General features: G+C 41.2%; 23 protein-coding genes. 5 read left to right on the forward strand and 18 right to left on the reverse strand.

Annotation, left to right across the window (positions count from 1 at the left end; translation table 11 throughout):
• Positions 1-29 precede the first annotated feature (29 nt).
• The 3 genes from HF881_RS01085 to ylqF are packed head-to-tail and all read right to left on the reverse strand — an operon-like array spanning position 30 to position 3,210.
• Positions 30-1,580, reverse strand: coding sequence for a ClC family H(+)/Cl(-) exchange transporter (locus HF881_RS01085; protein ID WP_169446091.1), 1,551 nt, complete (start codon positions 1,578-1,580; stop codon positions 30-32).
• Positions 1,581-1,592: 12 nt separating this feature from the next.
• Positions 1,593-2,372, reverse strand: a complete 780-nt coding sequence (locus tag HF881_RS01090; protein WP_169446092.1) for a ribonuclease HII — start codon at positions 2,370-2,372, stop codon at positions 1,593-1,595.
• Positions 2,359-3,210, reverse strand: a complete 852-nt coding sequence (ylqF, locus tag HF881_RS01095; protein WP_169446093.1) for a ribosome biogenesis GTPase YlqF — start codon at positions 3,208-3,210, stop codon at positions 2,359-2,361. The genes HF881_RS01090 and ylqF overlap by 14 nt, the downstream gene beginning before the upstream one ends.
• Positions 3,211-3,419: 209 nt before the next feature.
• Here ylqF and HF881_RS01100 point away from each other — a divergent pair, with 209 nt between their 5' ends.
• Positions 3,420-3,635 (forward strand): AbrB family transcriptional regulator, encoded by a 216-nt coding sequence (locus HF881_RS01100; protein ID WP_001098939.1) that lies wholly within the window; start codon positions 3,420-3,422, stop codon positions 3,633-3,635.
• On the forward strand, positions 3,619-3,975 hold the full coding sequence (locus HF881_RS01105) for a type II toxin-antitoxin system PemK/MazF family toxin (RefSeq protein ID WP_169446094.1): 357 nt from the start codon (positions 3,619-3,621) through the stop codon (positions 3,973-3,975). The genes HF881_RS01100 and HF881_RS01105 overlap by 17 nt, the downstream gene beginning before the upstream one ends.
• A gap of 33 nt (positions 3,976-4,008) precedes the next feature.
• Here the strand turns inward: HF881_RS01105 and HF881_RS01110 are convergent, their stop codons facing one another.
• The 5 genes from HF881_RS01110 to HF881_RS01130 all read right to left on the reverse strand — a co-directional run bounded on the left by HF881_RS01110 (position 4,009) and on the right by HF881_RS01130 (position 13,110).
• Positions 4,009-5,187 (reverse strand): hypothetical protein, encoded by a 1,179-nt coding sequence (locus tag HF881_RS01110; RefSeq protein ID WP_169446095.1) that lies wholly within the window; start codon positions 5,185-5,187, stop codon positions 4,009-4,011.
• 17 nt (positions 5,188-5,204) lie between these two features.
• The gene (gene addA / locus HF881_RS01115; protein WP_169446096.1) at positions 5,205-8,858 is read right to left on the reverse strand and encodes a helicase-exonuclease AddAB subunit AddA; all 3,654 of its coding nucleotides are present in this window, start codon (positions 8,856-8,858) and stop codon (positions 5,205-5,207) included.
• Positions 8,855-12,130 carry an ATP-dependent nuclease subunit B gene (gene rexB, locus HF881_RS01120; RefSeq protein ID WP_169446097.1) on the reverse strand — a complete coding sequence of 1,092 codons (3,276 nt, stop codon included), beginning with the start codon at positions 12,128-12,130 and terminating at the stop codon, positions 8,855-8,857. Before rexB ends, addA begins: the two co-directional genes overlap by 4 nt.
• Positions 12,131-12,236: 106 nt before the next feature.
• A complete protein-coding gene (locus HF881_RS01125) occupies positions 12,237-12,656 on the reverse strand; it encodes an EVE domain-containing protein (protein WP_169446098.1) in 420 nt (139 codons plus the stop codon).
• Positions 12,649-13,110 carry a MarR family transcriptional regulator gene (locus HF881_RS01130; protein ID WP_169446099.1) on the reverse strand — a complete coding sequence of 154 codons (462 nt, stop codon included), beginning with the start codon at positions 13,108-13,110 and terminating at the stop codon, positions 12,649-12,651. The genes HF881_RS01125 and HF881_RS01130 overlap by 8 nt, the downstream gene beginning before the upstream one ends.
• Before the next feature lie 146 nt (positions 13,111-13,256).
• Between HF881_RS01130 and HF881_RS01135 the strand changes: the two genes are divergently transcribed.
• The 3 genes from HF881_RS01135 (at position 13,257) to HF881_RS01145 (ending at position 15,882) form a co-directional block, all read left to right on the forward strand.
• Positions 13,257-14,066: a Cof-type HAD-IIB family hydrolase gene (locus HF881_RS01135; protein WP_169446100.1), complete on the forward strand. Its 810-nt coding sequence runs from the start codon at positions 13,257-13,259 to the stop codon at positions 14,064-14,066.
• 144 nt (positions 14,067-14,210) lie between these two features.
• Positions 14,211-15,119, forward strand: coding sequence for an ATP-binding cassette domain-containing protein (locus HF881_RS01140; protein ID WP_169446101.1), 909 nt, complete (start codon positions 14,211-14,213; stop codon positions 15,117-15,119).
• Positions 15,120-15,129: 10 nt separating this feature from the next.
• Positions 15,130-15,882 (forward strand): ABC transporter permease, encoded by a 753-nt coding sequence (locus tag HF881_RS01145; RefSeq protein WP_169446102.1) that lies wholly within the window; start codon positions 15,130-15,132, stop codon positions 15,880-15,882.
• Between the two features lie 38 nt (positions 15,883-15,920).
• Here the strand turns inward: HF881_RS01145 and HF881_RS01150 are convergent, their stop codons facing one another.
• The 10 genes from HF881_RS01150 to HF881_RS01195 all read right to left on the reverse strand — a co-directional run bounded on the left by HF881_RS01150 (position 15,921) and on the right by HF881_RS01195 (position 26,015).
• On the reverse strand, positions 15,921-16,799 hold the full coding sequence (locus HF881_RS01150; protein ID WP_169446103.1) for a HAMP domain-containing sensor histidine kinase: 879 nt from the start codon (positions 16,797-16,799) through the stop codon (positions 15,921-15,923).
• Positions 16,799-17,497 (reverse strand): response regulator transcription factor, encoded by a 699-nt coding sequence (locus HF881_RS01155; protein WP_169446104.1) that lies wholly within the window; start codon positions 17,495-17,497, stop codon positions 16,799-16,801. The genes HF881_RS01150 and HF881_RS01155 overlap by 1 nt, the downstream gene beginning before the upstream one ends.
• Before the next feature lie 104 nt (positions 17,498-17,601).
• Positions 17,602-18,339 carry a TraX family protein gene (locus tag HF881_RS01160; RefSeq protein ID WP_169446105.1) on the reverse strand — a complete coding sequence of 246 codons (738 nt, stop codon included), beginning with the start codon at positions 18,337-18,339 and terminating at the stop codon, positions 17,602-17,604.
• A gap of 144 nt (positions 18,340-18,483) precedes the next feature.
• The gene (gene aguB, locus HF881_RS01165) at positions 18,484-19,359 is read right to left on the reverse strand and encodes an N-carbamoylputrescine amidase (RefSeq protein WP_169446106.1); all 876 of its coding nucleotides are present in this window, start codon (positions 19,357-19,359) and stop codon (positions 18,484-18,486) included.
• Between the two features lie 9 nt (positions 19,360-19,368).
• Entirely contained in the window at positions 19,369-20,454 is a 1,086-nt protein-coding gene (gene aguA / locus HF881_RS01170; protein ID WP_169446107.1) for an agmatine deiminase, read from the reverse strand.
• Complete coding sequence (nspC, locus tag HF881_RS01175) at positions 20,451-21,578, reverse strand: carboxynorspermidine decarboxylase (RefSeq protein WP_169446108.1); 1,128 nt, start codon at positions 21,576-21,578, stop codon at positions 20,451-20,453. The genes aguA and nspC overlap by 4 nt, the downstream gene beginning before the upstream one ends.
• Positions 21,578-22,837 carry a saccharopine dehydrogenase family protein gene (locus HF881_RS01180; protein ID WP_169446109.1) on the reverse strand — a complete coding sequence of 420 codons (1,260 nt, stop codon included), beginning with the start codon at positions 22,835-22,837 and terminating at the stop codon, positions 21,578-21,580. Before HF881_RS01180 ends, nspC begins: the two co-directional genes overlap by 1 nt.
• A complete protein-coding gene (gene speE / locus HF881_RS01185) occupies positions 22,834-23,694 on the reverse strand; it encodes a polyamine aminopropyltransferase (protein WP_169446110.1) in 861 nt (286 codons plus the stop codon). Before speE ends, HF881_RS01180 begins: the two co-directional genes overlap by 4 nt.
• Positions 23,695-25,155, reverse strand: coding sequence for an aminotransferase class I/II-fold pyridoxal phosphate-dependent enzyme (locus HF881_RS01190; RefSeq protein ID WP_169446111.1), 1,461 nt, complete (start codon positions 25,153-25,155; stop codon positions 23,695-23,697).
• Between the two features lie 548 nt (positions 25,156-25,703).
• Positions 25,704-26,015: a hypothetical protein gene (locus tag HF881_RS01195; protein WP_169446112.1), complete on the reverse strand. Its 312-nt coding sequence runs from the start codon at positions 26,013-26,015 to the stop codon at positions 25,704-25,706.
• Between the last annotated feature and the right edge of the window lie 18 nt (positions 26,016-26,033).

Raw genomic sequence — 26,033 nt, forward strand, 5'->3', positions numbered from 1 at the left:
TTTTACATAATATGAATTATGTAAAAAACCTACAGCAACAAATCTTTGACTTTTCCAATTTCACTTTTTGGAATCACTAGGTGAATCATATCACCCAGATACATTCTAGTTGAGCCGTTAACTGTTTGGCTCTTGCCATTATGGACTTGGGTGGTGATGAGTACGTTATGTGGCAAGTTGAGCTCGTGAACCTGTTTTCCAGCGATTTTGTCAGATACAGGGATTTCAATGAGGGTGACTTCTCCTTCGTCTGTTGCTTCTTCTGGTAGCATTTTTTCTAGCATGGCCTCATAGACTGGAGCACCTTTGAGTAGATCCATGACGATGTAGGCGACTAAGGTCACTAAGCCAAGTGGCATGAGGTTTCGAATGTCCCCTACCATCTCAGTAACAAGTATCATAGCAGTTAAGGGAGCCTTGGAAATTGCCCCAAAGTAGCCACTCATTCCCAGAATGACAAATATAGGGAATTGTTCCTGACTGACAAGCCCAAGGTTGACACAAATGACACCAACTAGGGCACCAAGTAAGGAACCTAGCGCCAGAATGGGAAGGAAGATTCCTCCTGGGAGGCCACTTCCATAGCTAATCATGCTCCAAACAAAGCGAATCAAAAAGTAAGCTAATAGAACTTGAAAACTAAAATTTTGCTCAGTTAGGGAAAGAACAAGCTGATTTCCACCACCAAGGATTTGTGACAAGAAAATCCCGACTGGTATGATAAGGATAAAGGCTAGGATTGGATAATAAGCTTTATCCAAATGAATTTTTTGACCAATCCAGTCATAAACTCGACCAACATTGAGTACAGCTTTCTCATAGAGAAAACCAGAAAGCCCGAGAAAAACTCCCATAAGGAGGTAAATCCAATACTGGTCTAGGGTCATGAGAGGAATGTTGTCTGGCATATCTAGTACGGGTGTTAGGCCGAATATGAGTAGTGAGACAAAGTTTGCTACGAGACTGGCTGCTAGAGTTGAGACCCAGAAAAAACGTGAAAAATGGTGATAGACTTCCTCTACAACAAAGAGGAGACCTGCGATTGGTGCATTAAAGGCAGCGGCTAAACCTGCAGCAGCTCCACTGGCAATCAGGGAACGTTCTTCAACTGGGCTAGATTTTAGCCACTTGGCAATACCTTTACCACCAACAGCTCCAAGTTGAATGCTTGGCCCTTCTCGTCCTAACATAAGTCCACTGGCAATAGCAAGAATACCCAGAATATATTTCTTCCAGAGAACACTCCACCAGTTAAGAGCCATGAGTCCCTTTAGTTCAGCTTCGACTTGAGGAATTCCTGAACCCTTGATATCTTTTTCCGATCGAGTTAATTTCGCACTGAGCCAGCTAACAATTAAATAAAATAGAACAACGATAAAGAGATTGCGCACTAGGTGCGCTTGATCTTGATAGAGTCCTTGTATCAGGTGGAAGCCCTTTTCGATTAAGAAACGAAAAGATCCGACGATTAGCCCGACGACGAGGCCAACAATGATTCCTCGGCCAACTTGGGATAATATGGTGCTTGAGGCAAAGGCAAATTCTTTCTTGGAACTGAGTGTTTCTGACTGTTCCTCCATAATCATTTCCTCTTACTTGTCTTTCTTAGTTGAAACCAGTGTTTTGACTGGTTCAAAACTGTTTCTGTGAATTGGGGTGACACCTAGTTTTTCTAGTCCTTCTAGGTGTTTAGCTGTTCCATAGCCTGCATTAGCTGTAAAATCATAGCCAGGATATTGCTGATCGTATTCCTTCATCAATTCATCCCGTGTCACCTTGGCTACTATAGATGCAGCTGCAATGGAGAGGGAGTTAGCATCTCCTTTGATAATGGAGGTTTGTGAAATTGGTAACTCCAGTTTCATGGCATCTATCAAGAGGTGCTCAGGTTGCGGACTGAGCTGTGAGATTGCTTCCTTCATGGCCAGTTTGGTTGCCTCGTAGATATTGACTTGGTCAATGACCTGATTATCCATGATACCAATCCCGATTGATAAAGCTTGGTCTTGAACGGCTTGATAAATTTCCAGATGTTTCTTTTTAGGGATTTTCTTACTATCGTTCAGACCTCTGATTTTACAATCTTTCGGCAAGATTACCGCTGCAGCGACTACAGGTCCAGCCAGTGGACCACGACCAACCTCGTCAACACCTGCTATTAAGGTCAATTCTTGCTTATAAAGTTCTTTTTCATAGGAAAGCATAGTTTCCAGGCGAAGGTCTTCATCCAGTTCAGTCTGAATGGCTTTTTTACGCTTGTTGATTTCCTTTTGAACTCCAGAACGAGGATCCTTTTCCAGTTCAAGAAAAAGTGAATCGTCTAAGTCTTTGACAGTGGCAAGAAGTTCTCTGATTTCTTTAATCGTCGTCATCGATATCGTCCAATGTATCTAAAGTGTAGTTACCGAGTTTGCCATCGCGGACTTCCTTCACGAAGAGACTGTAAAAGCGGTCGTAGTCATCTCGGAAACCGAGGGCACGGGTCATATCCATGATGATAACAGGTGCTTCTTCTTCAATTTTCATTTGTTTGAAGCGTTCAGCTAGCTTTTCTGGATAATGTTTTTTGAAATAATTGAGACCAAAAATGGTCACCTCATCCATAGGAAGCAACTGGTCTTTGATAGCTCCAGTCAAGGCTAGTTTTAGAGCGACGGTTTCATCTTCGAACTTAGGCCAAAGAATCCCTGGTGTGTCTAGGATTTCAAGGTCTTTATTGGTTTTAAGCCATTGTTGACCCTTGGTAACACCTGGTTTATTGCCAACCACTGCAATCTTTTTCCCAGCCAAACGGTTCATCAGGGTTGATTTGCCGGCATTTGGAATTCCGATAATCATGGTACGCAAAGTTTCAATTTTTATACCACGTTCTTTCTGGCGTGCGATCTTATCAGCCATAAGCTTTTTAGCTGCATCTGTCACAACTTTCACAGTAACTTGCTCTTTAGAATTTATAGCCAGAGTTTGAATTCCCTGTGATTCAAAGTACTGACGCCATTCTTTTGTCATTGCTGGATCAGCCAGATCTGCCTTGTTCAAAATCAAGAGTTTTGGTTTATCACCAACAATTTTATTTAACATAGGATTTTGACTAGATAAAGGTAGACGCGCATCCACCAAAATCGTCACAAAATCAATAAATTTTAAATTCTCCTGAACTTGCCTCCGAGCCTTAGACATGTGGCCTGGAAACCATTGAATAGTAGCCATAATATTTTCCCCTTCCGACTAAAAAAACGTAATAAAACGTTTTCTTTCTCACCATCTATTCTATCATAAATTAGGTGTTTTTGCACAGGCTTTGACTAAAATAAAATCATAATAAAATACATAACTTAATTTATGTAATATAGCGTTCACTTGACTTAATGTGTTGTTTGGTATATACTTTGTATATACGGTTTCGTGGAGGTAGAGCGATGAATACAGTAAAGACTCGGAAGGTGGGAAATTCTCTCACAGTGACCATTCCTAAAAATTTGGGTATGACGGAAGGTCAAGAAATGGTTGTCTATAAAGGAATTGATGGGGTTATTGTCTTGGCTCCAAAACTAAAAGATCCTTTTGACGGGATTGCTGATTTAAGAATGACAAATGATTTTGAAGGGGTGAGGTCACTTGATAGCGAAATCTGAGTATATTCCTGAAAAGCAAGATATCATTTGGCTTGACTTTGATCCATCAGTTGGTCGGGAAATTCAAAAACGGCGCCCTGCCTTGGTTGTTTCTAGGAGAGAATATGCCTTGCAAACTGGTTTTGTGGCTGTCTGTCCCATTACCCATGGTCAAAAGCATTTAGCAGAAAAAGGCCTGCTCGTTCCTGTTTCGTCGGATAAGGTAGATGGAGCTGTCAATCCATTTCAACTGTATACCTTTGATTTTCGGATGCGCAATGCTCAAAAAATAACAAGTATGGATACGCAACGTTTTCAGAAAGTGGTTCAACTGTATCAATATATCTTTGAAGATACTTAAATCCTACCATGCATAGACAAGGTAGGATTTTTTCTATATGAGCAATCTGTCTAAAAATGGGTGAAGGCAATTGAGGAGAACTCCTCTAATCCAAGTTGATTGAGCTGAAGATAGGTGGTCCGTTTCTAGGCATTCTTTTAGAAAATTCCTCACCTGATCTGGAGCAATCTCAAACTCAAAGGCCTTCATCTTGTAGAAAAAGTTGATTAAATGCTCAGACATGTAATCCTCTGAAAAGGGAACTTCTCCAGTTTTTCGATACTCTAGTAAGAGTCGAGAAAATCTAGCTTTTTCATCAGGCAAATCACGAAAATAGGAATTAAGAAGCCAAGTCTGCTTCTGCTTTCGTTCAATAGGATCTTGATTTGCAATACGCTGATCCTTTTCCAGCTCCTTTTGGTTTTGTTTAGCCTTGATAGCCCGTTCGTCTCTATTTTTACCAAAGATGATTTTCTCCCATTTTCGTTCTTCTTGGGTCAAGGTTTCTGTAAAGCCAAAGTAATCTTGATAAGCTCGTTCTGCAGGCCCCATGGCAAGAATGAGGTTATCAGCGTATTGCTTGGCGACTTTATCTCTTTTCTTGCGTTCTTTCTCTGCTTGAATCCGTAAATGTTGCTCGTAGTCGATTTTCTCCTTGCCTAGTTTGACAAGGTAGAGTTGATCATCGGTCTTACCAAGTAAAAAAGGTTTGATACACTTTTCCAGCACTTCTTCCATACGAGCCTTCTTCTTTGGATCTGCCTTGGTCCAACTTCCTCCTTGAAAGACTTCTAGAAAGAGCTGATAGTCTCTCTCAGGTGCGAATTGATTGCCACGATTGGCTTTGAAAACACCTTTCTCCCAAAACCATTTTAAAAGTCGTTCGTCAAAGTCGTTTTTATTAACCTTGATTTTTTCCTTTTTCTGAGCCTTTCTAGTTAGGTTTTCAACTTTTCTGAGTAGTTTTTCTTCCTCTTCTAGTTGCTGATCGAGGCTAATACGATGAAAATGGCGAACACAGTCACTGCCGATAGGAAATAGACGTTGGCCTGTAACACCGTTAAAGAGTTCGTAGGCGTATTTAATGGCATTCCCACAGACGCAATTACTACGGCCAATACCATTAAAAATCAAGGAAACTTCATTCCATTCCTTGGTTGCTTGATCCCAAGTATCGGCTTTTGAAGCTTGTAAAACCGCATCGTGTAGGGATTTTCTAACTGGAAGTGGCATGAGGTCTCCTTTCTAGGTTATACTTTTACAACTTGAACCTCGTCTTTGCCAAGTAAGATCAAGTATTTTTCAATATTTTTAATAGAATAGGCTCGTGATAAAGCTTCTCCGTATAAGGCTAACTGACTACGATAGCGGTCAATAAGTTGACTTGGTTTATCGTAACGGTCTGTTTTGTAGTCGAAAAGAACGATACGATCCTCATAAAGCAGATAGCCGTCCAAAATCCCACGGACAACGAAATCTTCCTGACTCTTTTGATCTTTTTTTAGCATGGAAAAAGGTTGCTCGCGATAGAGATGGTCTGTATTGGCGAGAATCTCCTGACCAAGTGGTGTGTCAAAGAAAGCTAGGATTTTAGAAAGATTGATCTTTTCCCTAACAGCTGGACTAGTCTGAACTTGTTTGAGTGTTTCTGTCAGGCTAGCAAGTGTTGGTTGCTGACTGAGGTCAATTCTCTGCATGAGTTCGTGAGTGGAACTACCAATCTCAGCTCCAGTTACCTTTTCTTTGGTTGAAAAATCTGGTAAATCAAAGCTGATTTGCTTCTCAGTTGATTGAGTTTGGTTAGTAATTTCTACCCCTTCCATATCCATAACCGGTTCGTAGAATTTCTTGATTTGGCTTGGGGTTTGAACACTTGGTAGTTCAATGGCTGCGCGGTGAAGAGTATTATAAACTTCCACCTCTTTCAGCATTTCCAGAGCTTCTTTGATGGTTTCTGACTGGCGGTTGTCTGCTTGAGAGATATCTTGTAGAGGGCTCTTGTTTTCCAATTGACCGATAGCTTCTCTGGTCAACTGGTCTTCACCAACAAAACGATAGCTAAAGTTGAGAGTTTCCTTGGCAAATACTTTGGTTATAGCCCAGATCCAATCTTGGAAATTTCTTGCTTGCAGTCTGGTATTGCAATCTAATTTTCCATTGTTTGCTGCTGGGTATTCCTTGGCTTCTAGCTTTTCACGAGAACCCTTACCGACAAGATAAAGCTTTCTCTCAGCTCTCGTCATGGCAACATACAGCAGACGCATCTGCTCTGAATAGCTAGCCAATTGCAGTTCTTTCTCATTCTGCGTATAAGTTAGGCTAGGAATGGAGAGTTTGATGGTTTTAGGATAGTGTGCTTCCACTGCTCCTGTTTCCACCTTGGCAATATATTTGACACCAAGCCCATTTTGACGGCTGAGAATGACGTCTGACATCGAATCTTGCTTGTTGAAGTCCTGATCCATATTGAGGATAAAGACGTAAGGAAACTCCAGCCCTTTGCTCTTGTGAATAGTCATGAGTTCTACAGCATCCTTTGGCGGTGCAACGGCTACGCTTGCGAGGTCATGCTGAGCTTCTAGGACTTGGTCAATCATACGTATAAAACGCGACAAGCCCTTGAAATTACTCTTTTCAAACTGGTCAGCGCGCAGAGCTAGGGCGTAGAGATTGGCCTGTCTAGCAGGACCATTTGGCAAAGCCCCAACATAGTCATAATAAAAACGGTCGTTGTAAATCTTCCAAATCAAGTCATAGAGAGAGTGGGTTTTGGCATACAGGCGCCAAGAATCCAAAATATCCATGAATTGATTTAGTTTTTCAGCTAGAGCTGTATGAATTAACTCTTTCTGGCTTGTTGCCTGTTTTTGAGCATTGACCAGTTTCTCATAGAGATTTTCTTGGACCTTATCTTCTACTTTCTGAAGGGATAAGCGTGCCAACTCGTCCTCATCAAAACCAAACATAGGAGACTTCATCAGAGCAACTAAGGCATAGTCTTGGAGAGGATTGTGAATGACACGAAGGGTGTCCAGCATGACTTGTACTTCTAGGGATTGGAGGTAATTATTTTGTTCTCCGTCAGTTTTGACCGGAATTCCGTACTCTGACAGAGCGAGGAGGATCTGGTCATTACGACTGCGACTGGAAGTCAAAAGGGCAATTTCCTTAAAGGCTACACCATTCTCTTGATGGAGCTTCAGGATTTCCTTGACCACTAGGCGCATTTCCCCAGTGAGTTTCGTTTCTGCTTGGCTCTCTTCTTCCTCTTGTTCGCCTTCATCCTTGTCATAAAGGAGAAATTCTGCCTTGTTGCCTGGATTAGGAGTCAGTTTGGTATTGGCAAAAACAAGCTGGTGCATGCTATCATAGTTAATTTCGCCGACCTCTTGGTCCATGAGACGTTCAAAAACATCATTGGTTGCTGACAGCACTTCTGAACTACTACGGAAATTTTCTTTAAGAAGAATCAACTTGCCTTCTTGAGGATTTTTCGTATAGCGTTGGAATTTTTCATTGAAAATCTGTGGATCTGCCTGACGGAAACGGTAGATAGACTGCTTGATATCTCCAACCATAAAGCGATTGTGACCATTCGACAGCAATTCCAGCATTCGTTCTTGAATGTGGTTGGTATCCTGATACTCATCGACCATGACTTCGTGGAATCGTTCCTGATAAGCCTCGCGGACTTGTGGGAAATTCTCTAAAATCTCAATAGTGAAATGACTGATATCAGCGAATTCAAAGGCATTTTCCTGACGTTTACGTTCACGATAAGCCTCCACAAAATCACTCAGAAAGGTTTGGAAAGTTTTAGCTAGCTCCCATGTGTCTTCATGATAACGTTCTTGGTAGTCGAGAACTGTTATCTGATCCGCCAGTTGTCCTAGTTTAGCAAACTGGGCCTTTCTCTCATCGTTATAGGCATCAGCCAGTGGCTTCAATTCAGCCTTACGACTGGAGTTAGCTAGAGCCCGACCATTTTTCTCCTTCGAGATGGCAACAACACGCGCAAGCACTGTTTGATAAGCCTGACTATCGGACTCCTGATTTAAGGAGCCAATTTGATCCAGAACCTGTTGAACAGCTTCTAAATAGGCAGCTTTTGGAAACTCCTTGGCATCATTATCCAGATGATAACGGAAGAAACTTTCCAAGTCCCACAGTGCCTGCTTGATTTGCTCAGTTAGCTTGCCTTTTTCATTTGCAAAGTCAGCTTCTTCAAACCCTTTGAGGAAAGACTCGTTCAGCCACTTTTGGGGACTGCTGGTGGATTGAAGGAAATCATAGATTTTGTAGACTTGCTGGCGCAGACCTCGTTCATCCTTGCCTCGCCCAGCAAAGTTCTTCACCAAGCTAGCAAATTTCTCTTTATTCTCACCTTGGTAATGATCTTCAAAAACCTGATGAAAAACTTCGTTCTTTAAGAGTAACTGTTCACTTTCATTTTGCAAAATACGGAAGTTCGGTGCGATATCAATCAGATAGCCATGCTTGCCAAGGAATTTTTGTGTGAAGGAGTCCATGGTTCCGATAGCAGCGTTTGGCAGATCTGCCAACTGACGTCCCAAGTGTTGTTTGAGATCAACATCATCGGTTTCTTGGATTTGTTGGCTGATTTTTTTCTCCAAGCGTTCTTTTAGTTCAGTAGCAGCCTTGACGGTAAAGGTCGAGATAAAGAGTTGAGAAATTTCCACACCACGTGCTAATTGGTCAAGAATGCGTTCTGCCATGACAAAGGTTTTCCCTGAACCGGCAGACGCTGAGACTAGAATATTTTGCCCTGCGGTATAAATGGCTTCGATTTGCTCGGCCGTTTTCTTCTGTTCCTTGCTCGAATTCGCTTCTGCTTCTTGCAATTTTTGAATTTCTTCCTCAATTAAAAAGGAAATGGGCTTCATCGATTCAACTCCTCTCTCATTTTTTCAAACCAAGCTTGCTTGAGCTTCTCTCCGACCAGACGCTTGCCATCCGCTAAATCTAACTTCTCTAGAAAGCGTGCTTGACCTAGATGGTAATTGGCTTCAAAGCCAGTGATAGCCTGATGTTGTTGAACGTATGGGGCAATACTTCTGCCATTCTCTGTGTATGGATTGATGGCGAACTGGCCTTGTAAAATCTTCTCAGCTGCTTTCTTATAAAGATGGGCATTATAGTCTAGTAAGAGCTGGAATTCCTCGTCTGTCAGCTGATTGGCCTTGTTTTTGTTATAAAATTCGCCCAAGTGACTGCTTTCTTTTTCTAAAAAGAGTCCCTGGTATTTCATTGACTTGCTAGCTTCTACTACTGCTCCTGCCAAATTCTTAACGGTCATGAGAGATTGAACAGGCTCAGCCATTTCCAAGTACATGGCGCCGAAAAAGTTCTGCTCCCCTTCTCTTTTTAGAGCAGCAAGATAGGTTGGCAGTTGGGAATTAAGTCCGTTGAAGAAATGAGGAAACTGGAACTGGGTCAAACTAGACTTGTAGTCTACCACCCCTAGTGCCCCATCAGCTTTCAGGCGGTCAATACGATCCACCTTGCCTCGCACATGGACACTGCGACCATTATCCAACTGGATAAATGCTTGGTCTTTGCTACCAAATGTTGCTTCTTCTTGGATGGTTTCGATGGCTGGATTATAACGTAGGATGTGTCCAGTGGTCCGCGCGACATCAAGAAGAACTTCCTTGGTAAACTGGGCTTCCAAACTTTCTCGATAAATGGCTTCAAATTCCCGTTCATGGCTGGTTTCCTTAATAGCTTGCTCCAGACGTTGGTCAAACGGATTCTCAGAAGGCAGTTTCAAGGCACGTTCAAAAATACGGTGTAAGAAATTCCCATGACTGCGAGCATCTGGGCGCAGGCGCAATTCCTCCTGCAAACCTAAGACATAACGGAGGTAATAACTATATTCATTGCGGTAAAACTCCGTCAAACCAGAGGTAGACAGGTAAAACTCCTTGTCAGCTGGATAGAGAGCCTGTAAGGTATCTTTTGCCAATGGCTTGCTGCTTGGACTGGTTGGAAGGGCGGGATTTGCAAGGCCTTTTTGGTCAAGTTTTTTCCCCATGACACGCGCCAAGACCGTGACAAAGGTCACATCTTGTTCATTTTTACTAGAAGCAGCTTGCTGATGATAGGCAACGAGACTAGACAAGAGACTGTGATAAGAACCCATATCTTCTTTGCTAAGATTTTTATGATTCATCCTCTTTTCTCTTCGGCAAAATCCAAAACTCACCAGTTCATAAAGATAGGCAGATTCCTTGCTCTCGTTTTCATTGAGAAGACTTGGTGCTGACAAAATCAACTGTTTACGAGCAGCATTGACTAAAGAAAGCATGGTATAGCGATTTTTCTTGAGGTTTTCACTGCTTGCAATCAGCAGTTGAGCCCCCTCTTCTGTCGCTTGGTTTAAGGTCTCTCTCTCTTCGTCTGTCAAAAGACTAGTATTTTGCGCGATTTTCGGTAAATGATCCTGAGTGAGTCCAATGCCATAGACAAAGTCAGCAGTCAGTGGTGCAATCAAATCGTAACTCTGCACCAAAACAGTGTCCACTGTCGCTGGAATGGTTCGATACTGAGATAAAGTCATCCCTGAGTGGAGCAAGGCTAGGAAGTCCTCCAGACTAACTTGAGAACCATCAAAAACGGTCGCAAATTGTTCTAAAACATGACAGAAAGCTTTCCAAACTTCGGCTTGTCTTTCCTGTTCATGAGCTTCCATAGTAGCTGTCAAACCTTGCATCTGCTTGCTTAAAGCAGCATTTTTTAGAAAAGCACTCCACTTTTGCAAGAGATTTTCAGCCTTCTGTTTCCGACTGGTAAACAAGCTTTCAAGAGGAGCCAAAACACGTAAACGAATGGCATTCAAACGCTCCAAATCAAACTTTCCATGGTGGGATTTGGTGAAGGCCTGCTGAAAAGCTGGCAAGCCATTGATGCCAAGATAGAGGAGATATTGCTCAAATGAGTCAATATCAGCCTGACTAAGATCGGTATACAAGCCTGTTTTGAGAAGATTAATCAAATCCTCTTGACGGAAACGGTAGCGTTTTAAACGCAAAATAGATTCGATATACTGGGTTAAGGGATGGTGCGCCATGGATTCGCTTCTACCAAGATAGAATGGAATCTGGTACTGGTCAAAAATAGTTTTCAGTGATAGCTGGTAAGAAGCCACATCCCCCAAGAGAATACGAAAGTGCTTGTAACTCAGTTCTGGATAGTCATGTAATTTCTGACGAATAGCGCGAGCCACCAACTCCAACTCTTCTTTTTGTGTCAAGCAAGACCAGATTTGCAGATTTTCACGGTCCTTCTCATCGACATTCAAGGTGAATTCTGAAAAGTCATAAGAAGACTCCAGCAAACGAGAGGCCTTGTCGAAACTATCCATGTACTCATGAGTCTGAGAGCGGTCTTGAGCAGGCGTCTGGTATTTGGAACCTAAATGATGGAGAAACTCTACACTAGCTTGGTAGAGATTGCCTTCGGCGAAGGGACTAGTATAAGCTTTCTTACTTGCATAAGCACCAATAACAATCTCAACACCTTTTCGATGAAGCAGATCCACCACGTGCTCCTCCTCGGCGGAAAATCGGGTAAAACCGTCGATAACCAAGGCAAGCTGACTAAAATCACTACTTACCTTGTCATTCTCAATAGCCTCAATCAAATGGGACAACTGACTTCCCTGAGACAACTGGCTTTTATTGAGATAGGCCGTTACTTTCTCAAAAATCAAAAGTAAATCTGCTCGCTTGTCCTCATCGGTCAAACTTTCCAAGTCCAAAAAACTCATCTGAGCAGTCGTCATCTCGTGATAAAGTTCAATCAACTGCTGGATAAATTGAGGATCTTGTTTAATAGCACCATAAACTCGTAACTCTTTGGGATCAAGTTCAGCCAGGCATTTATAAAAGACCATCCCAAGACCGATGTCATCAAGACTGGTCTTTGTAGGCAAATCATTTAAAACCAGGTAACGAGCCATTTGAGCAAAGCGCGTGACGGTAATCGCAAAAGAAGCCTGCTGGGACAAGCATTCCAGCACGGCACGTTCCTTTTCAAATGAAAGAGAGTTGGGGGCGATGTAGAAAACCCGCTTGCCCGTAGCAACCAGCTCTTCTGCCTCTCTGGTTAGGATTTTTGTCAAAGAAGTCCGAATATCAGTATAAAGTAATTTCATCTCAGCCTCGTTTGGTTTCTCAAAGTTGCTTCCTCTATTATAGCAAAGTTCGCTTCACAGTCCAAATCCAAAATTCTTGTTGACAATCATTTAACTAGCAAATCAATCATACTTCATCATCCACTTTCATATGATGAAAGATATAGAGGAAAAAGTCTTTGGAAACTTCAAAATGTCCATAACGAAGTCGAGAAGTATAGTCTTTCCATTCAGGATGTTGTCTGACTATTTCTATGGAACAATCTTTGACTGGTAGATAATACTCGACATTTCGTCTAAAGGGAAAGAATCCTTCAAACTGTTCTACTTGATAGGCTTTGTCATCTATAATTTTACCTACGGCCACAAAAGCCTGTAACTTATCTTGACCGTTCATATCGTATTTGGGGCTATAGTATAAAAGATAATCGCCTTTTTTCATACGGTTTAAGGGGCCGCCCTTTCCATGACAGACCTGACAAAAATTCCCCTCAACTCCTCTTAAAACATGATTCTTTGAAACAACTCCGATCCAATATCTAGGCATTTTTATCCTCCAACACTGCTAACATGCGATTGAAACTTTCTCTATCGTTAGAAAGTTTTTCAAAAAATTCTTCATCAACCCCTTCTACTAAGGGTAAAGCTTGATTGACTTTCTCCACACCAGACTTCGTCACTAAGACCAGTTTTGCCCGACTATCCTTTGGATGTTGATCGCGTCTAATGTAGTCTTTCTTCTCTAGTAACCGGACGATCTGAGAAACCGTCATGACATCCATACCTGTGAAATGAGCAATATCAACTTGTGTTACATATTCCTCTCTATTAGTCAGAAACAAGAGTGAAGTCAAAACAATAAATTGGGGCAAAGTAAGACCAACTGATTTTAAAACTCTTTTCAAGTTGCTTTCCCATTTGTTATAGACTTTGATGAAAAGAAGGCCTGTAGACTCTGTTTCATCATTTTTGTAAATCGAATTAAACTGATAGATTGACATTTTTTCTCCTTGAATATTAAGTGTACATATTATAAAATAATTTATTTTATTTTTCAAGAAAAGGAAGCTTGAATGTTACAATTCTGTCAGACATTTTATGTTCTATATGCTATAATAAAAGCAAAACACCTAGAAAAGGAAGTCTTATGATTAAACTACTAGCCTTGGATATGGACGGAACTCTCCTCAATGAAGCCAAGGAAATCCCACAAGCCCACATTACTGCTATTCACCAAGCTATCGAAAGAGGGGTCAAACTGGTTCTCTGTACGGGTCGCCCGCTTTTCGGTGTCCTTCCTTATTACAAAAAACTGGGACTGGACCTCCAGAATGAGTATGTCATTGTCAATAACGGATGCTCAACCCACCAGACCAGTGACTGGAGTCTAGTCGACTGGCAAGAACTCAGCCCAGCTGATATCGAATACCTCTATGACCTAGCTGAAAAAAGCGACGTCCAGTTGACCCTTTTTGATGAGGAACATTATTTTGTACTCGGTGGTAAGCCTAATCAAATCGTTCAAAATGATGCCAAACTTGTTTTTTCAGACCTGACTGAAATTTCCCTTGAGGAAGCCACCAGTGGTAAATATCGTATGTTCCAAGGAATGTTTTTAGGAACAAAAGAGCAAACAGATGATTTTGAGCAGCGGTTTGCTAAGGAGCTCTGCCAACGATTCAGTGGAGTTCGTTCGCAGCCTGTCATTTATGAAGCCATGCCGCTTGGAACGACAAAGGCTACTGCTCTTTCACGTCTAGCTCAGATTTTGAAGATTGATTCCTCAGAAATCATGGCCATGGGTGATGCCAATAACGATATCGAAATGCTCCAGTTTGCAGGCCTTGGTATTGCTATGGGAAATGCCAGCGACCATGTCAAATCCTTAGCCAATGACGTCACAGCCAGTAACGAAGAAGACGGCGTTGCACGTGCCATTGAGAAGTATATTTTATAGAGAAAATTCCCAGTTAAATCCTTAACTGGGTTTTTGACATTTTAAAAATCAGAAAACTTTAGAAACTCTTTAGAAATACTTGAACTTTCTTTGATTTCTATGCTTTATACTAAAGTTAGAAAAATAAATCAAAAGGAGAAAATCATGAAAACAGTACTCGAAATTCATGGACTGACCAAACAATTCGGCCAACAAGCTATTCTTAAAGATCTTAGTCTAACCATAAAAGAGGGAGATATTTATGGTCTAATTGGAAAAAACGGAGCAGGTAAAACTACTCTTATCAAAATCATTACACAACTACTGTTTGCGGATAAAGGAACTATTTCCCTCTTTTCTAGTCAATCGGAAAATGAGTGGACCAAGGCTTTATCTCGAGTGGGTTCTGTTATCGAATCACCTGTAGCCCATAATCACTTAACAGCCTATCAGAATCTGAAATATTATTGTATGATTCGTCATATTCCAAATGCTGATAAAGTGATTCATGAGACCTTGGACTATGTTGGGTTGTCAGATACAGGGAAAAAAGTCTTTCGTGATTTCTCACTAGGAATGAAACAAAGGCTTGGCATCGCTATTGCCCTCCTATCCAAACCTGATTTCCTTATCTTAGATGAACCCATTAATGGCCTCGACCCAATTGGAATCAAAGAATTTCGTCTGATGATTCAACGGCTTAATCAAGAAAAAGGGATAACCATTCTCATATCTAGCCATATCTTGTCGGAACTCTTTCTCCTAGCTAATCGCTTTGGTATCTTAGATCAAGGTAAGATTATCCGTGAAATCAGTAAAGCTGAATTTGAAACACTGAGTGAGGATTATATTGTGCTTAAAACAAGCGACAAAGAAAGAGCTTGTCAGGTATTGAAAGAACAAATCCAGCTCCAGTTTAAGGTTGTAAACCCTGAAAATGAAATCCATATCTTTGGTAATGAACAAGATGTCAAACAGATTCTTAAACAACTAACTTTGGCCGATGTTGCTATTGATGAGATTTACTTTGCCCGTCAAAACCTAGAAGAATACTTCACCCAATTGGTAGAATAGGAGAAAAATCATGATACATACCATTCAAGCAGATTTTTACCGTCTTTTCCGCTCCAAAGGATTCTGGATTACAGAATTCATTCTCTTTGTCCTATTGCTAATGGGTGCCACTATCGGGGCTACAGGACATTTAATGTCAGTAAATACAACACCACCAGAGACTCCAACCCATGGTTGGAATGGGATAGAAGCTCTAATCAACGCGTCTAATAACGGCTCAAACCTCGTTTTTCTCTGCATTGTTCTAGCATGTCTCGTTCTAGGAGTTGATCTAATCGGCAAACTCTATAAAAATAGTTTGACTGTTGGCGTTTCTCGTACAGAGTTTTTCCTTGCTAAATCCTTTGTACTAGCAAGTATCGCTCTCTTACAACTCATCGCCAGCCTTGTGATTGCTTTTGTTCCCTCAACTCTACTAAACGGACTTGGTACGATACCTAATGGTTTTATTGCTAATCTCCTCTTAATGATTTTCCTTCAATTTCTCTGCCTCCTCGCTTGGCTTTCGATTATTTCCTTTATTCTCTATGTGACTCACTCCTATCTTGCCGTATTTATCGGCTATCTAGTTACCTCTATCATCCTTTCTATGCCAATGCTTATCTTTCCAAATATCGAAATTTTACGATATCTGAGCTTAAATTTTGCCTATGCCATGACTGCTGATAGTCAATCAGTTCTCTATACCATAACGGTTTGCATCGCTATCATACTTTTCTTCTCTCTCAGTGGACTGACTGTTTTCAAGAAGAAAAGCTTATAAAAAGGACCTCCTCTAGGATATAGAGGAGGTTTCTTCTGTTAAAGATAAATAAAGACTGAAAACCATTCTCCATCAGTGGCTAGCTTCATTTCCGCTCCAAGAAGATGAACTAATTCCTCGGTAATATAGAGACCTAAACCAGAGGATTCTTCAGTATCCGACATATTTTCAGAATAAAAACGATTGCTGAGATTGTCTATATTTTTGATAGGTTTTTTGACAAGATTATCAATTTCCAAAACAAGCCTATTTTTTTCCTTTTTCAAAGAAAGTCGAGCTTTCTCCTTGCCGTGCTTGAGAACATTTCCAAGGAGGTTTTGTATAATTCGATCAAGCAAGTCCTCATCAGTCGTCGTTTTCAATCCCGGTTCAACATTAAAATCAAGAACAATATGAGAAGATTGAAAAACGTCGTAATAGGCTAAAGTCTTCTTTGTTATAAAAGTTGATAAATCAAGTTCCTCCAGTTTCGGTTTAACTGCTCCTTCCATCAAATGACGGTATTCAAGGAGAGCCTCCAAACGTTTGGAAACCAAATCCTGATGATGGGCTATTTTGCTTAAAGTTTCCTGACTATTATCGGGGTGTTTTATCAGTTGCTGAGTATATCCAGAAGCGATTGTCAAAGGTGTCCGAATATCATGAGCGATGTTACTGATTGCCATATCTAGGGTGTGTTTTTCACGCTTCATGATTAGCTGATTTTGCTCCACTTCTTGAAATAGATTCTCAATTTGGTTATGTAGACGCAAAATGGTCTTTGAAAAGAAATTTACCCCGATCCTCTTCATGCTACCAGAGCGAATCTTTTCTTCGATTTGTCTGCTTAAATCTCTAATTGCTATATGATAGCGAATCAAAGAAACTGATAAAATGATATTAATGAGGAGCAATATTGATAGCAAAATGTAAATCATTACTTATCTCCTTTTAATCGTACACCAACTCCCCAAATGGTTTCAATGTACTCATGATTTGGATCCAGTTGATGCAGTTTTTTACGGAGATTGCTTAGATGAGTGTTGAGCGTATTATCTCCAGGCAGGTAACTTTCTTCCCAAATCAATTCATAGAGTTCTTCCTTTGTGAAGATCTTTTTAGGATGATGGAGCAACATTTGGAGAATTTGACACTCTTTCTTTGCAAGGCGAATGGTTTCAGTTGCGTTACTTATTTCAAAACTATCCGCATCGAACTGGATATTTTTAAAGTTTTTTACGAGGTTATCAATATCTCTTCGATCTTCTGACTGTTGTTCACCACTTTGGCGTAATTGCACAGTGACTCTAGCAAAGACTTCGTCCAAATCAAAAGGTTTTACTACATAATCATTGGCGCCGTCTAGTAGGTATTGGCTGATGAGCTTTTTATCACCTAAAGCAGTGAGCATGATGACCGGAGTCTGACTAGTTTGTCGAATAGCTTGCAAGACTTGGTCGCCATTTTTCCCAGGAAGCATGATATCTAGCAAAACGAGATCAATGCCACCTTTATCAAATTGCATTATACCTTCTGTGCCAGAAAAGGCTTGAATCACCTCGTGTTCCTCTGCAAGAAGGGTTCTTAAAATTTCCTGGATTTCATTATTATCTTCAATTACAAGTATGCTCGCCATAAACCTCGTCCTTTCTAAAACTATTATAACATGTTTTGTTAGGAATTCCAGATACAGAAAAGCTCCTCTCACATTTTAAGCAAGAAGGAGCTAATAAATTGAATCTATTTAACCAAATAAGCAATCAGGGTAATAACCCATAAATGGGCTGGGTAGAAAATATAAAAGAAATATTTACTCCAGCTAGTTTCCTTTCCTCGTTGTCCATTATACAAGGCCATAAAAGGAAATACGGTGATAAAGAGCCAATCAGAATTGTAAAGCATCATTTCCAAGGTTTGGTACCAAGTATCATAGGTATGGATAGAAGTCACTAACAGGAAGGCCCAAAGTAGAGTATAGAGGAGATTTCGCAATCCCTTGCGATTTCGACAAGAGTAACTAATCAAGAGAAATGGTAGCATGGTGATACCACCCTCAGTAAAAAGACAACCGAAAATCAAAAGCCCAGCAACTCCAATCCAACGCCACAACTTCTCTTTTTGATCCAACTCTTTTCGAGGAAAACCAATCCAAAGCATGGTGACACCGATAGCCAAAGTCAGGAAAATGTTGTTATTGACCATTATTCCTTTAGATGCAAATAGGGTATTGAGGAGGCTATTGCCTGCGAACATGATAAGCGCCCAACTCCAGAGGCGGATGAGATAGTCTTTCAGATTTCGAGTATGGATAAAACCTTCCATAGCCATATACGCAAACCAAACTCCTACACAACGAGTCATAGCGTGAAAGATACCTTCCCACAGAGGAGAGACGATCCCTGTGATATGAGGGATATGATCTAGAACCATTACTGCAGCCATCAGATACTTCAACTGTGTTGCATTCCATTTTTTCATAATAAGCCTCTTTCTTTTTGATCTATATAGAGTATAGCATACATTTTCACGTATAATCGTACACCTATCTTACATTTAAAAAGCCTATCTTACATTTTTGTAAGACAGGCGTGAATATCAAAAATTTATTATGAAAGTTACCTTCTAGTTCGTAATTCGTTGGTACATTTCTGGTCTTCTATCTCGAAACAGCCCCCAGTTTAGGCGTTCGCTTGCTCCCTTGTCAAGGTCATAAGTTGCTAACAGAACAGCTTCCCCTTGTCTTTCGGCTCGCTCTAGAATAGCTCCTGTTTCATCCGTCATAAAGGAGGAACCGTAGAAGTCAAGACTGGAACTCTGTCCACCATTTTCCTCACTTGGAGTGACTTCCTCCAAACCATAGCGATTGGCTGCAATAACTGGAACAATATTTGCTGCTGCGTGTCCTTGCATCGTACGTTGCCAGTGCCCACAACTGTCTGTATCCAGAATTGGCTCTGAACCGATGGCTGTTGGATAAAAGAGCAATTCAGCACCATTCAATGCAAGACAGCGCGCTGTTTCGGGGAACCATTGATCCCAACAGATGCCAATCCCAATCTTAGCGTAGCGAGTATCCCAGACCTTGAAACCAGTGTTACCAGGCGTGAAATAGAACTTTTCTTGATAATAATGGTCATCTGGTATGTGGGTCTTCCGATAAACGCCCAGTACCTCTCCATCTGCATCAATAACAGCAATAGAGTTATATAAGACATTGCCATCTTTTTCATAGAAACTAATCGGTAAAACAACTTCTAGTTCCTTAGCAAGCTCCTTAAAATGCTGAATAGCAGTATTTTCTGTCACCGACTGGGCATACTGGTAGTAGTCATATTGACGCTCCTGACAGAAATAAGGACATTCAAACAACTCTGGCAAGAGAATAATTTGGGCTCCTTGCTTTGCAGCTTGACGAACCAAACGTTCAGCTGTTTGAATATTTGTTGCCACATCCTTAGCACATTGCATCTGGATCGCTGCAACTCTTACATTTCTCATCTTTTTCTCCTATTCTGGGATTTGTTGGGTAATACAGTGGATATTTCCACCACCTAAGAGAATATCTCTGGCTGGTATTCCGACAACTTTACGGTCTGGGAAACACTTACTGAGGATATCTAAGGCAACTTGGTCATTGACATCTTGAAACTGGGGAACAAGGACAGCCTTGTTGGCAATATAAAAGTTTACATAAGAGGCCGCCAGACGTTCGCCCTCATAACGCTCCTCTTCTCCTTCTTCATAGATATAGCCTGGTAAATCCTCTTCAGTTACAACTTGATGAAGCGCTGGAATTGGTAGTTTATGAATGGTAAACTTCCGTCCTTTTGCATCTGTCTCTAGTTCTAAGAGTTCGAAATCTGCTTTTGACATAGCATACTGGGGATCGTTTTGATTGTCTGTCCATGCCAAGACAAGCTCTGCAGGACCAACAAAGGCAGCAACGTTGTCAACGTGTTCATTGGTTTCGTCCTGATAAATACCGTAAGGCAGCCAGATAACTTTTTCAGCGCCCAGGCTCTCTAATAAGGTGTTTTCAATTTGCTCTTTAGACAGGTGGGGATTGCGTCCAGGACTGAGTAAGCAGCTTTCAGTCACAAGAATGGTTCCTTGACCATCGCTATGGATTGCGCCTCCTTCCAGTACAAAAGGTTTGGCATCGTAAATAGGCATTTCCAAGGCCTCAGCAAAACGACTGGCTACTTGGTCATCATCTTCATAATCTTGATAAAGACCATCCACATCACCACCCCAGGCATTGAAAGACCAATCAACTGCCAACTTTTCTCTTTTATCATTGACGAGAATGGTCGGACCTGTATCACGCGCCCAAGCATCATTGGTGGGAATGTCTAAATAAACAACCTTGTCTCCAAGATAAGATTTGGCTTCAGATAGATAATCCTGCTCCACCAAAAGGTAAACCCTTTCCCCTTCTGCTATGGTCTTGATAATCTGGCTAAATGCTTTTTTGGCAGCTTTTCCTTGAAAGGGCCATGAACCTGGTCGAGTCGGCCATATCATGAAGGTACCATGATGGGGTTCGTACTCTGCTGGCATACGATAACCTAATTTCTTTGGACTGTCCATCATGATAATCTCCCTTTAAAGTCTTGATAGCCGAAGGCTTTGACTAAGCTACAGTTACCTTGCTCGTCCATAAGATAGAGACTTGGCAAGCCAATACCGTTAAAGGTATTATTTTTGACAAATGAGTAAATAGCCATATCTTCGAAATAGAGTCTGTCACCGATTTGGACAGGATTTTCAAAACTATAATCGCCAATCACATCGCCCGTCAGACAGGTATTGGAAGAAAGTCTATAGGTATGGGCTTTTTCCTGAGCTTCAAAGCCATTTCTCAAAGGTGGACGATAGGGCATCTCAAGTACATCAGGCATATGGCAGGTCGCAGAGGTGTCTAAAATCAAGATCTCCATACCGTTTTCTACAATATCCAATACTTCAGTTGCTAGATAACCCGCATTGAGCGCAATGGCTTCACCCGGCTCGATATAGACCTCAAGATTGTAAGTTTCTCGGATACGCTTGATTTCAGAAATCAGCAAATCCACATCGTAGTCTTCTCTTGTGATGTGGTGTCCTCCACCCATATTGAGCCATTTAACTTGATGTAAATAGGGACCAAACTGCACTTCTACAGCTTTCAAAGTTGTCTCTAAATCATCTGCCCCTTGCTCACAGAGGGTATGAAAATGAAGGCCATCCACTAAATCCAACAAATCACTAGGAATTTTATCTAGTGTCACTCCAAAACGAGAACCTGATGCACAAGGGTCATAGAGCGCGTGATCTCCTTGGGTTGAACATTGAGGATTGATACGGAGACCTACACTGATACCAGCCTCTCGACAACGAGGACCATGTTTACGCAATTGTCTCTCTGAGTTAAAAACGATATGGTCTGTTATCTTAAGCAATTCCTCTAAGTCTGCATCCTTAAATGCTGGCGCGAATACATGGACTTCCCCTTGGAACTCTTCTCTAGCTAACTTAGCTTCATAGAGTCCACTAGCCGTCGTACCAGATAGATACTGGCTAATCAAGGGATAGGTTTTGTAAAGAGAATATGCCTTCTGGGCAAGCAAGACCTTACAACCAGACTTTTTCTGAACCTCTTGTAAAATGCGGCAGTTGGCTTCTAACTTTGCCAAGTCAATGACGTAAGCTGGTGTTGGTATTTGTTCCAGCTTCATTAGTCCACCATTTGTGGATTTTCAACCACAACCCAAGGTAAACCATACTCATTCAAAGCTTCCATGAATGGATCTGGATCCAATTCTTCAAGGTTGTAAACTCCAGGTTGTTTCCAAGTACCGTTCATAACCAATTTTGTCCCAATCATGGCTGGAACTCCTGTCGTATAAGAAATAGCTTGTGAACCAACTTCTGCGTAACATTCTTGATGGTCGCAAACATTGTAGATGTAAATAGTCTTCTCAACACCATCTTTGACACCAGTAAAGATACAGCCGATATTGGTTTTACCAACTGTACGTGGGCCAAGGCTGGCTGGATCTGGAAGCAAGGCTTTTAAGAATTGAATCGGAACGATTTCTTGTCCGTTAAAATTAATAGCATCTGTACGAAGGAGACCAACGTTTTCCAAGCATTTCATGTGAGTTAGATAAGATTGACCAAAAGTCATAAAGAAACGTATCCGTTTGACACCAGGAATGTTTTTGGCCAATGATTCAATTTCTTCATGGTGAAGGAGATACATGTCTTTTTGTCCAACTTGAGGGAAATCATACTCACGCTTGATAGACATAGCTTCAACTTCGACCCATTTTCCATCTTCCCAGTAAGAACCTGGCGCAGAAACCTCGCGGAGATTGATTTCTGGGTTAAAGTTTGTCGCAAATGGATAACCGTGATCTCCACCATTACAGTCTAAAATGTCGATATAGTGGATTTCATCAAAGTAATGTTTGAGAGCGTATGCTGAAAAGACACTAGTCACACCTGGATCAAAACCAGAACCAAGAAGAGCAGTTAAGCCAGCTTCTTTGAATTTCTCTTGATAAGCCCACTGCCATGAGTAGTCAAAGTAGGCTGTAAAACCAAGTTCCTTGCAACGTTTCTCATAAATAGCACGCCATTCAGGGTCTTCTGTATCCTCAGCCTCATAGTTGGCAGTATCAATATAATGCACACCTGTTTCCAAACAAGCATCCATAATGGTCAAGTCTTGGTATGGTAAAGCTACATTCAAAACAGCTTCTGGCTTGTAGCTTTCAATCAAAGCAATCACTTCTTCTACCTTATCAGCATCAAGAGCAGCTGTTTCAATCTTTGTACTTGTTTTGCCTTCTAATTTAGCCTTCAAATCATCACATTTTGACTTGGTACGGCTAGCAATCATAATCTCTGTAAAGGTTTCGCTATCTTGGCAAATCTTTGAAATAGCAACTTGGGCAACGCCCCCACATCCGATAACTAGTAAACGACTCATTTTTTCCCTTCCTCTTCTTCTAAAATGTCCTCAACATACTTGGGCAACATGAAGGATCCTACGTGTAAGTTTGCAGTATAGTATTCTGTGAAAAGCTGGCGTTTTTTCCAGCCTTCCTTATCAAAATCTTTGACAGGGTGGTATTTTTTCGATGCAAATCCAAACAACCAATAACCAGCAGGACTGGTCGGAATATGTGCCTGATAGACTCGGCTGATTGGAAATGCTTGATTGACCTTACGGTGCATGCTACGACAAGCTGACTCATCCTCGTCAAAGAAGGGACTCCCATGCTGATAAATCATGATGCCGTCTTCTTTCAAGGCTCTATAACTATTTCCGTAAAATTCCTTGGTAAAGAGCCCTTCCGTATGTCCAAATGGATCTGTCGCATCGTTGATGATAATATCGTAGTCATCTTCGCAGTTTCGCAAAAAGCGTAGCCCATTTTGATAATAAATGGTAACACGAGGATCATCTAGCCCTGCCGCAAAGTCTGGGAAATACTCACGACAGACCTCAACCAACATCTCATCTGGTTCCACAATATCGATTTGCTCCAGTTCAGGATAGAGGGTTAATACTTGGGCAACACCACCGTCACCACCCCCAATAACCAAGACTTTCTTTGGATTGGGATGCACAGCCATGGGAACGTGAACGGTCATTTCGTTGTAAACAAAATCATCCGCGTCTGAGAACAAGACGTGCCCATTTAAAATCAGTATTTTTCCAAATGATGGCGTATCCAAGACTTCGATATCTTGCCATTCACTTTTTCCAGCATAGAGTTGCTTAGCTGTTCTCAAAGATAATTTCACATCTGGAGTATGAACTTCAGAAAACCATAAATCCATCTAGTTCTCCTTTCTCTTAATGACGTTGATGTGATTGACCTCTGGATCTTCCGTCCCTTGGAGGGAGCAACCACGTTCCTTGGCAAATTGGATATAGTCTACAATTTCTCGTGTAATGCGTTCACCTGGAGCCAAGATAGGAATTCCTGGAGGATAGCACATGACAAATTCTCCACAGACCTGTCCAACAGACTCATCTAAGGTCAAACTTCTTCTCTCTGAATAGAAGGCTTCTTGTGGAGACAGCACTAACTCGGGCTGAATATATTCTCCAGCTATCAAGTCTTTTCCATCTCTTGAGTAAAGTCTCTTGATATCAGCTAAAGCACCAACCAAACGCTCGATGTCTTGGATGCGGTCACCAATGGAAATGTAGGCCAATATATTGCCAATATCCCCGAATTCAATCTGAATATCGTATTCATCTCGCAAGAGATCATAAACCTCTATACCTGTTAGCCCAATACCCTGAGTGTAAACTGACAGCTTGGTTACATCAAAATCACAGACCGACACACCGTCTATTAACTCTTTTGAGTAGGCATAGTAACCACCGATAGCATTGATTTCACGACGAGCATACTCGGATAGCTCAATGACTTTCTCAAACGACTCTTTTCCACGAAGAGCTAAGTTGCGACGTGAAATATCCAAACTAGACATTAACAAGTAGGAGGCTGATGTTGACTGAGTCAAGTTGATGATCTGACGAACGTACTCGGGATTCATCTGATTCCCAATAAGTAAAATGGAGCTTTGGGTCAAACTCCCACCAGACTTATGCATAGAGACCGCTGCCATATCAGCGCCAACGTCCATAGCAGATAGCGGCAATTTATCTGTAAAATGCAGATGAGCTCCATGGGCTTCGTCCACTAAAACAAGCATGCCAGCTTCATGAGCCATTTCCGTCAAACCTTTAAGGTCTGAACAAATCCCATAGTAGGTAGGATTGTTGATTAGGATAGCTTTAGCATCCGGATGTTCCTTGATGGCCTGTGCAACACGGTCATTTTCAAGACCTAAAGCGATGCCGATTTTAGGATCTACACTCATCTCGATATAGATGGGAATGGCACCACATAGAACCAGCGCATTGATAGCAGATTTGTGGACATTACGTGGCAGAATAATCTTATCTCCTGCCTTGCAGGTGGAAAGAATCATGGTTTGAACAGATGATGTTGTTCCACCAATCATGAGAAAGGCATGCGCTGCTCCAAAAGCATCCGCAGCCAGCTCCTCTGCGTCTCGAATAATCGAAATGGGATGACCTAAATTATCCAATGGTTTCATTGAATTGACATCAATGCCGACACATTTTTCTCCCAACAATTCAACAAGTTCTGGATTTCCCCGTCCGCGTTTGTGACCTGGTACATCAAAGGGAACAATCCGTTTCTTTCTTAGCTTTATCAGACCTTCATAAATAGGGGCCTGATTTTGATCTAACTTTTTCAAGACATACTCCTTTACCGTATTTTTAGCTCCTCAAAATGATGAAGGAGACCAAAGGTTGACTTATGAAAAAAGAGCAGGTTTTCACCTGCTCTGCAATCTTCTGACGTGTTTATTTTGGTTTCTGTTGAGTATGTCTGTTCCTGATGTTTCCTAACTCTCTAGTAGCAAATATTACGTACTTTATTGATCGTTTCACAAGATGACGTGTGCTTTCACCACACTAAAATTTATGAATTAGGACAGGCGTCCTAACATCAACTTATAAAAGTAGGCTTTTAACCCTATCAATAATGTGGCTTTTCAACCACGCTTCGGCATTCAACCCTGCCTGTCCGTAGGCATTTTTTACTCGGGTTTATATTTGCTAGAAAACATCATCTCATTTTCTAAGCCTTATAACTATATCATGTTTACAAGAGCTTGTAAAGTACTTTTTTTGAATTTACTTAAATTTTGTTCGTGAATAGTTGAATTACTACCAAAAAGTTCATGTTCAACGAACTGAAAACGATTATAAAAGGAACTAATTTTTTTAGTTCCTTTCGAGATTATTTAATCTTATGCTTATCCATTTTTTCCTGGAAAATGTCTGTAATGATTTTGCGCAATTCTTCTCGTTCCTTCTCAGGAATCTCACCACTTCTCTTGGCAACTGCATAGAGCTCTGGATGTTCGATGGAAATTCGCTTTATTGTCCGAGTTGTTGCGTGTTTTCTCACAAAAAATGGGATGCGTTTAATCCATTCCTGAGGTACTAAGGCAAGGATTTTCGCAGCGGTTTCCTTATCGCTAATTTCAGATGTTATCAGTCCCTGCTTTATCATTTCCTGTTCTTTTTCAGTAAAATCTTTTAATTCCATGATTCTTCTCCTAGTTAG

This window comes from Streptococcus sp. WB01_FAA12 (assembly GCF_012843315.1).
Lineage (GTDB): Bacteria > Bacillota > Bacilli > Lactobacillales > Streptococcaceae > Streptococcus.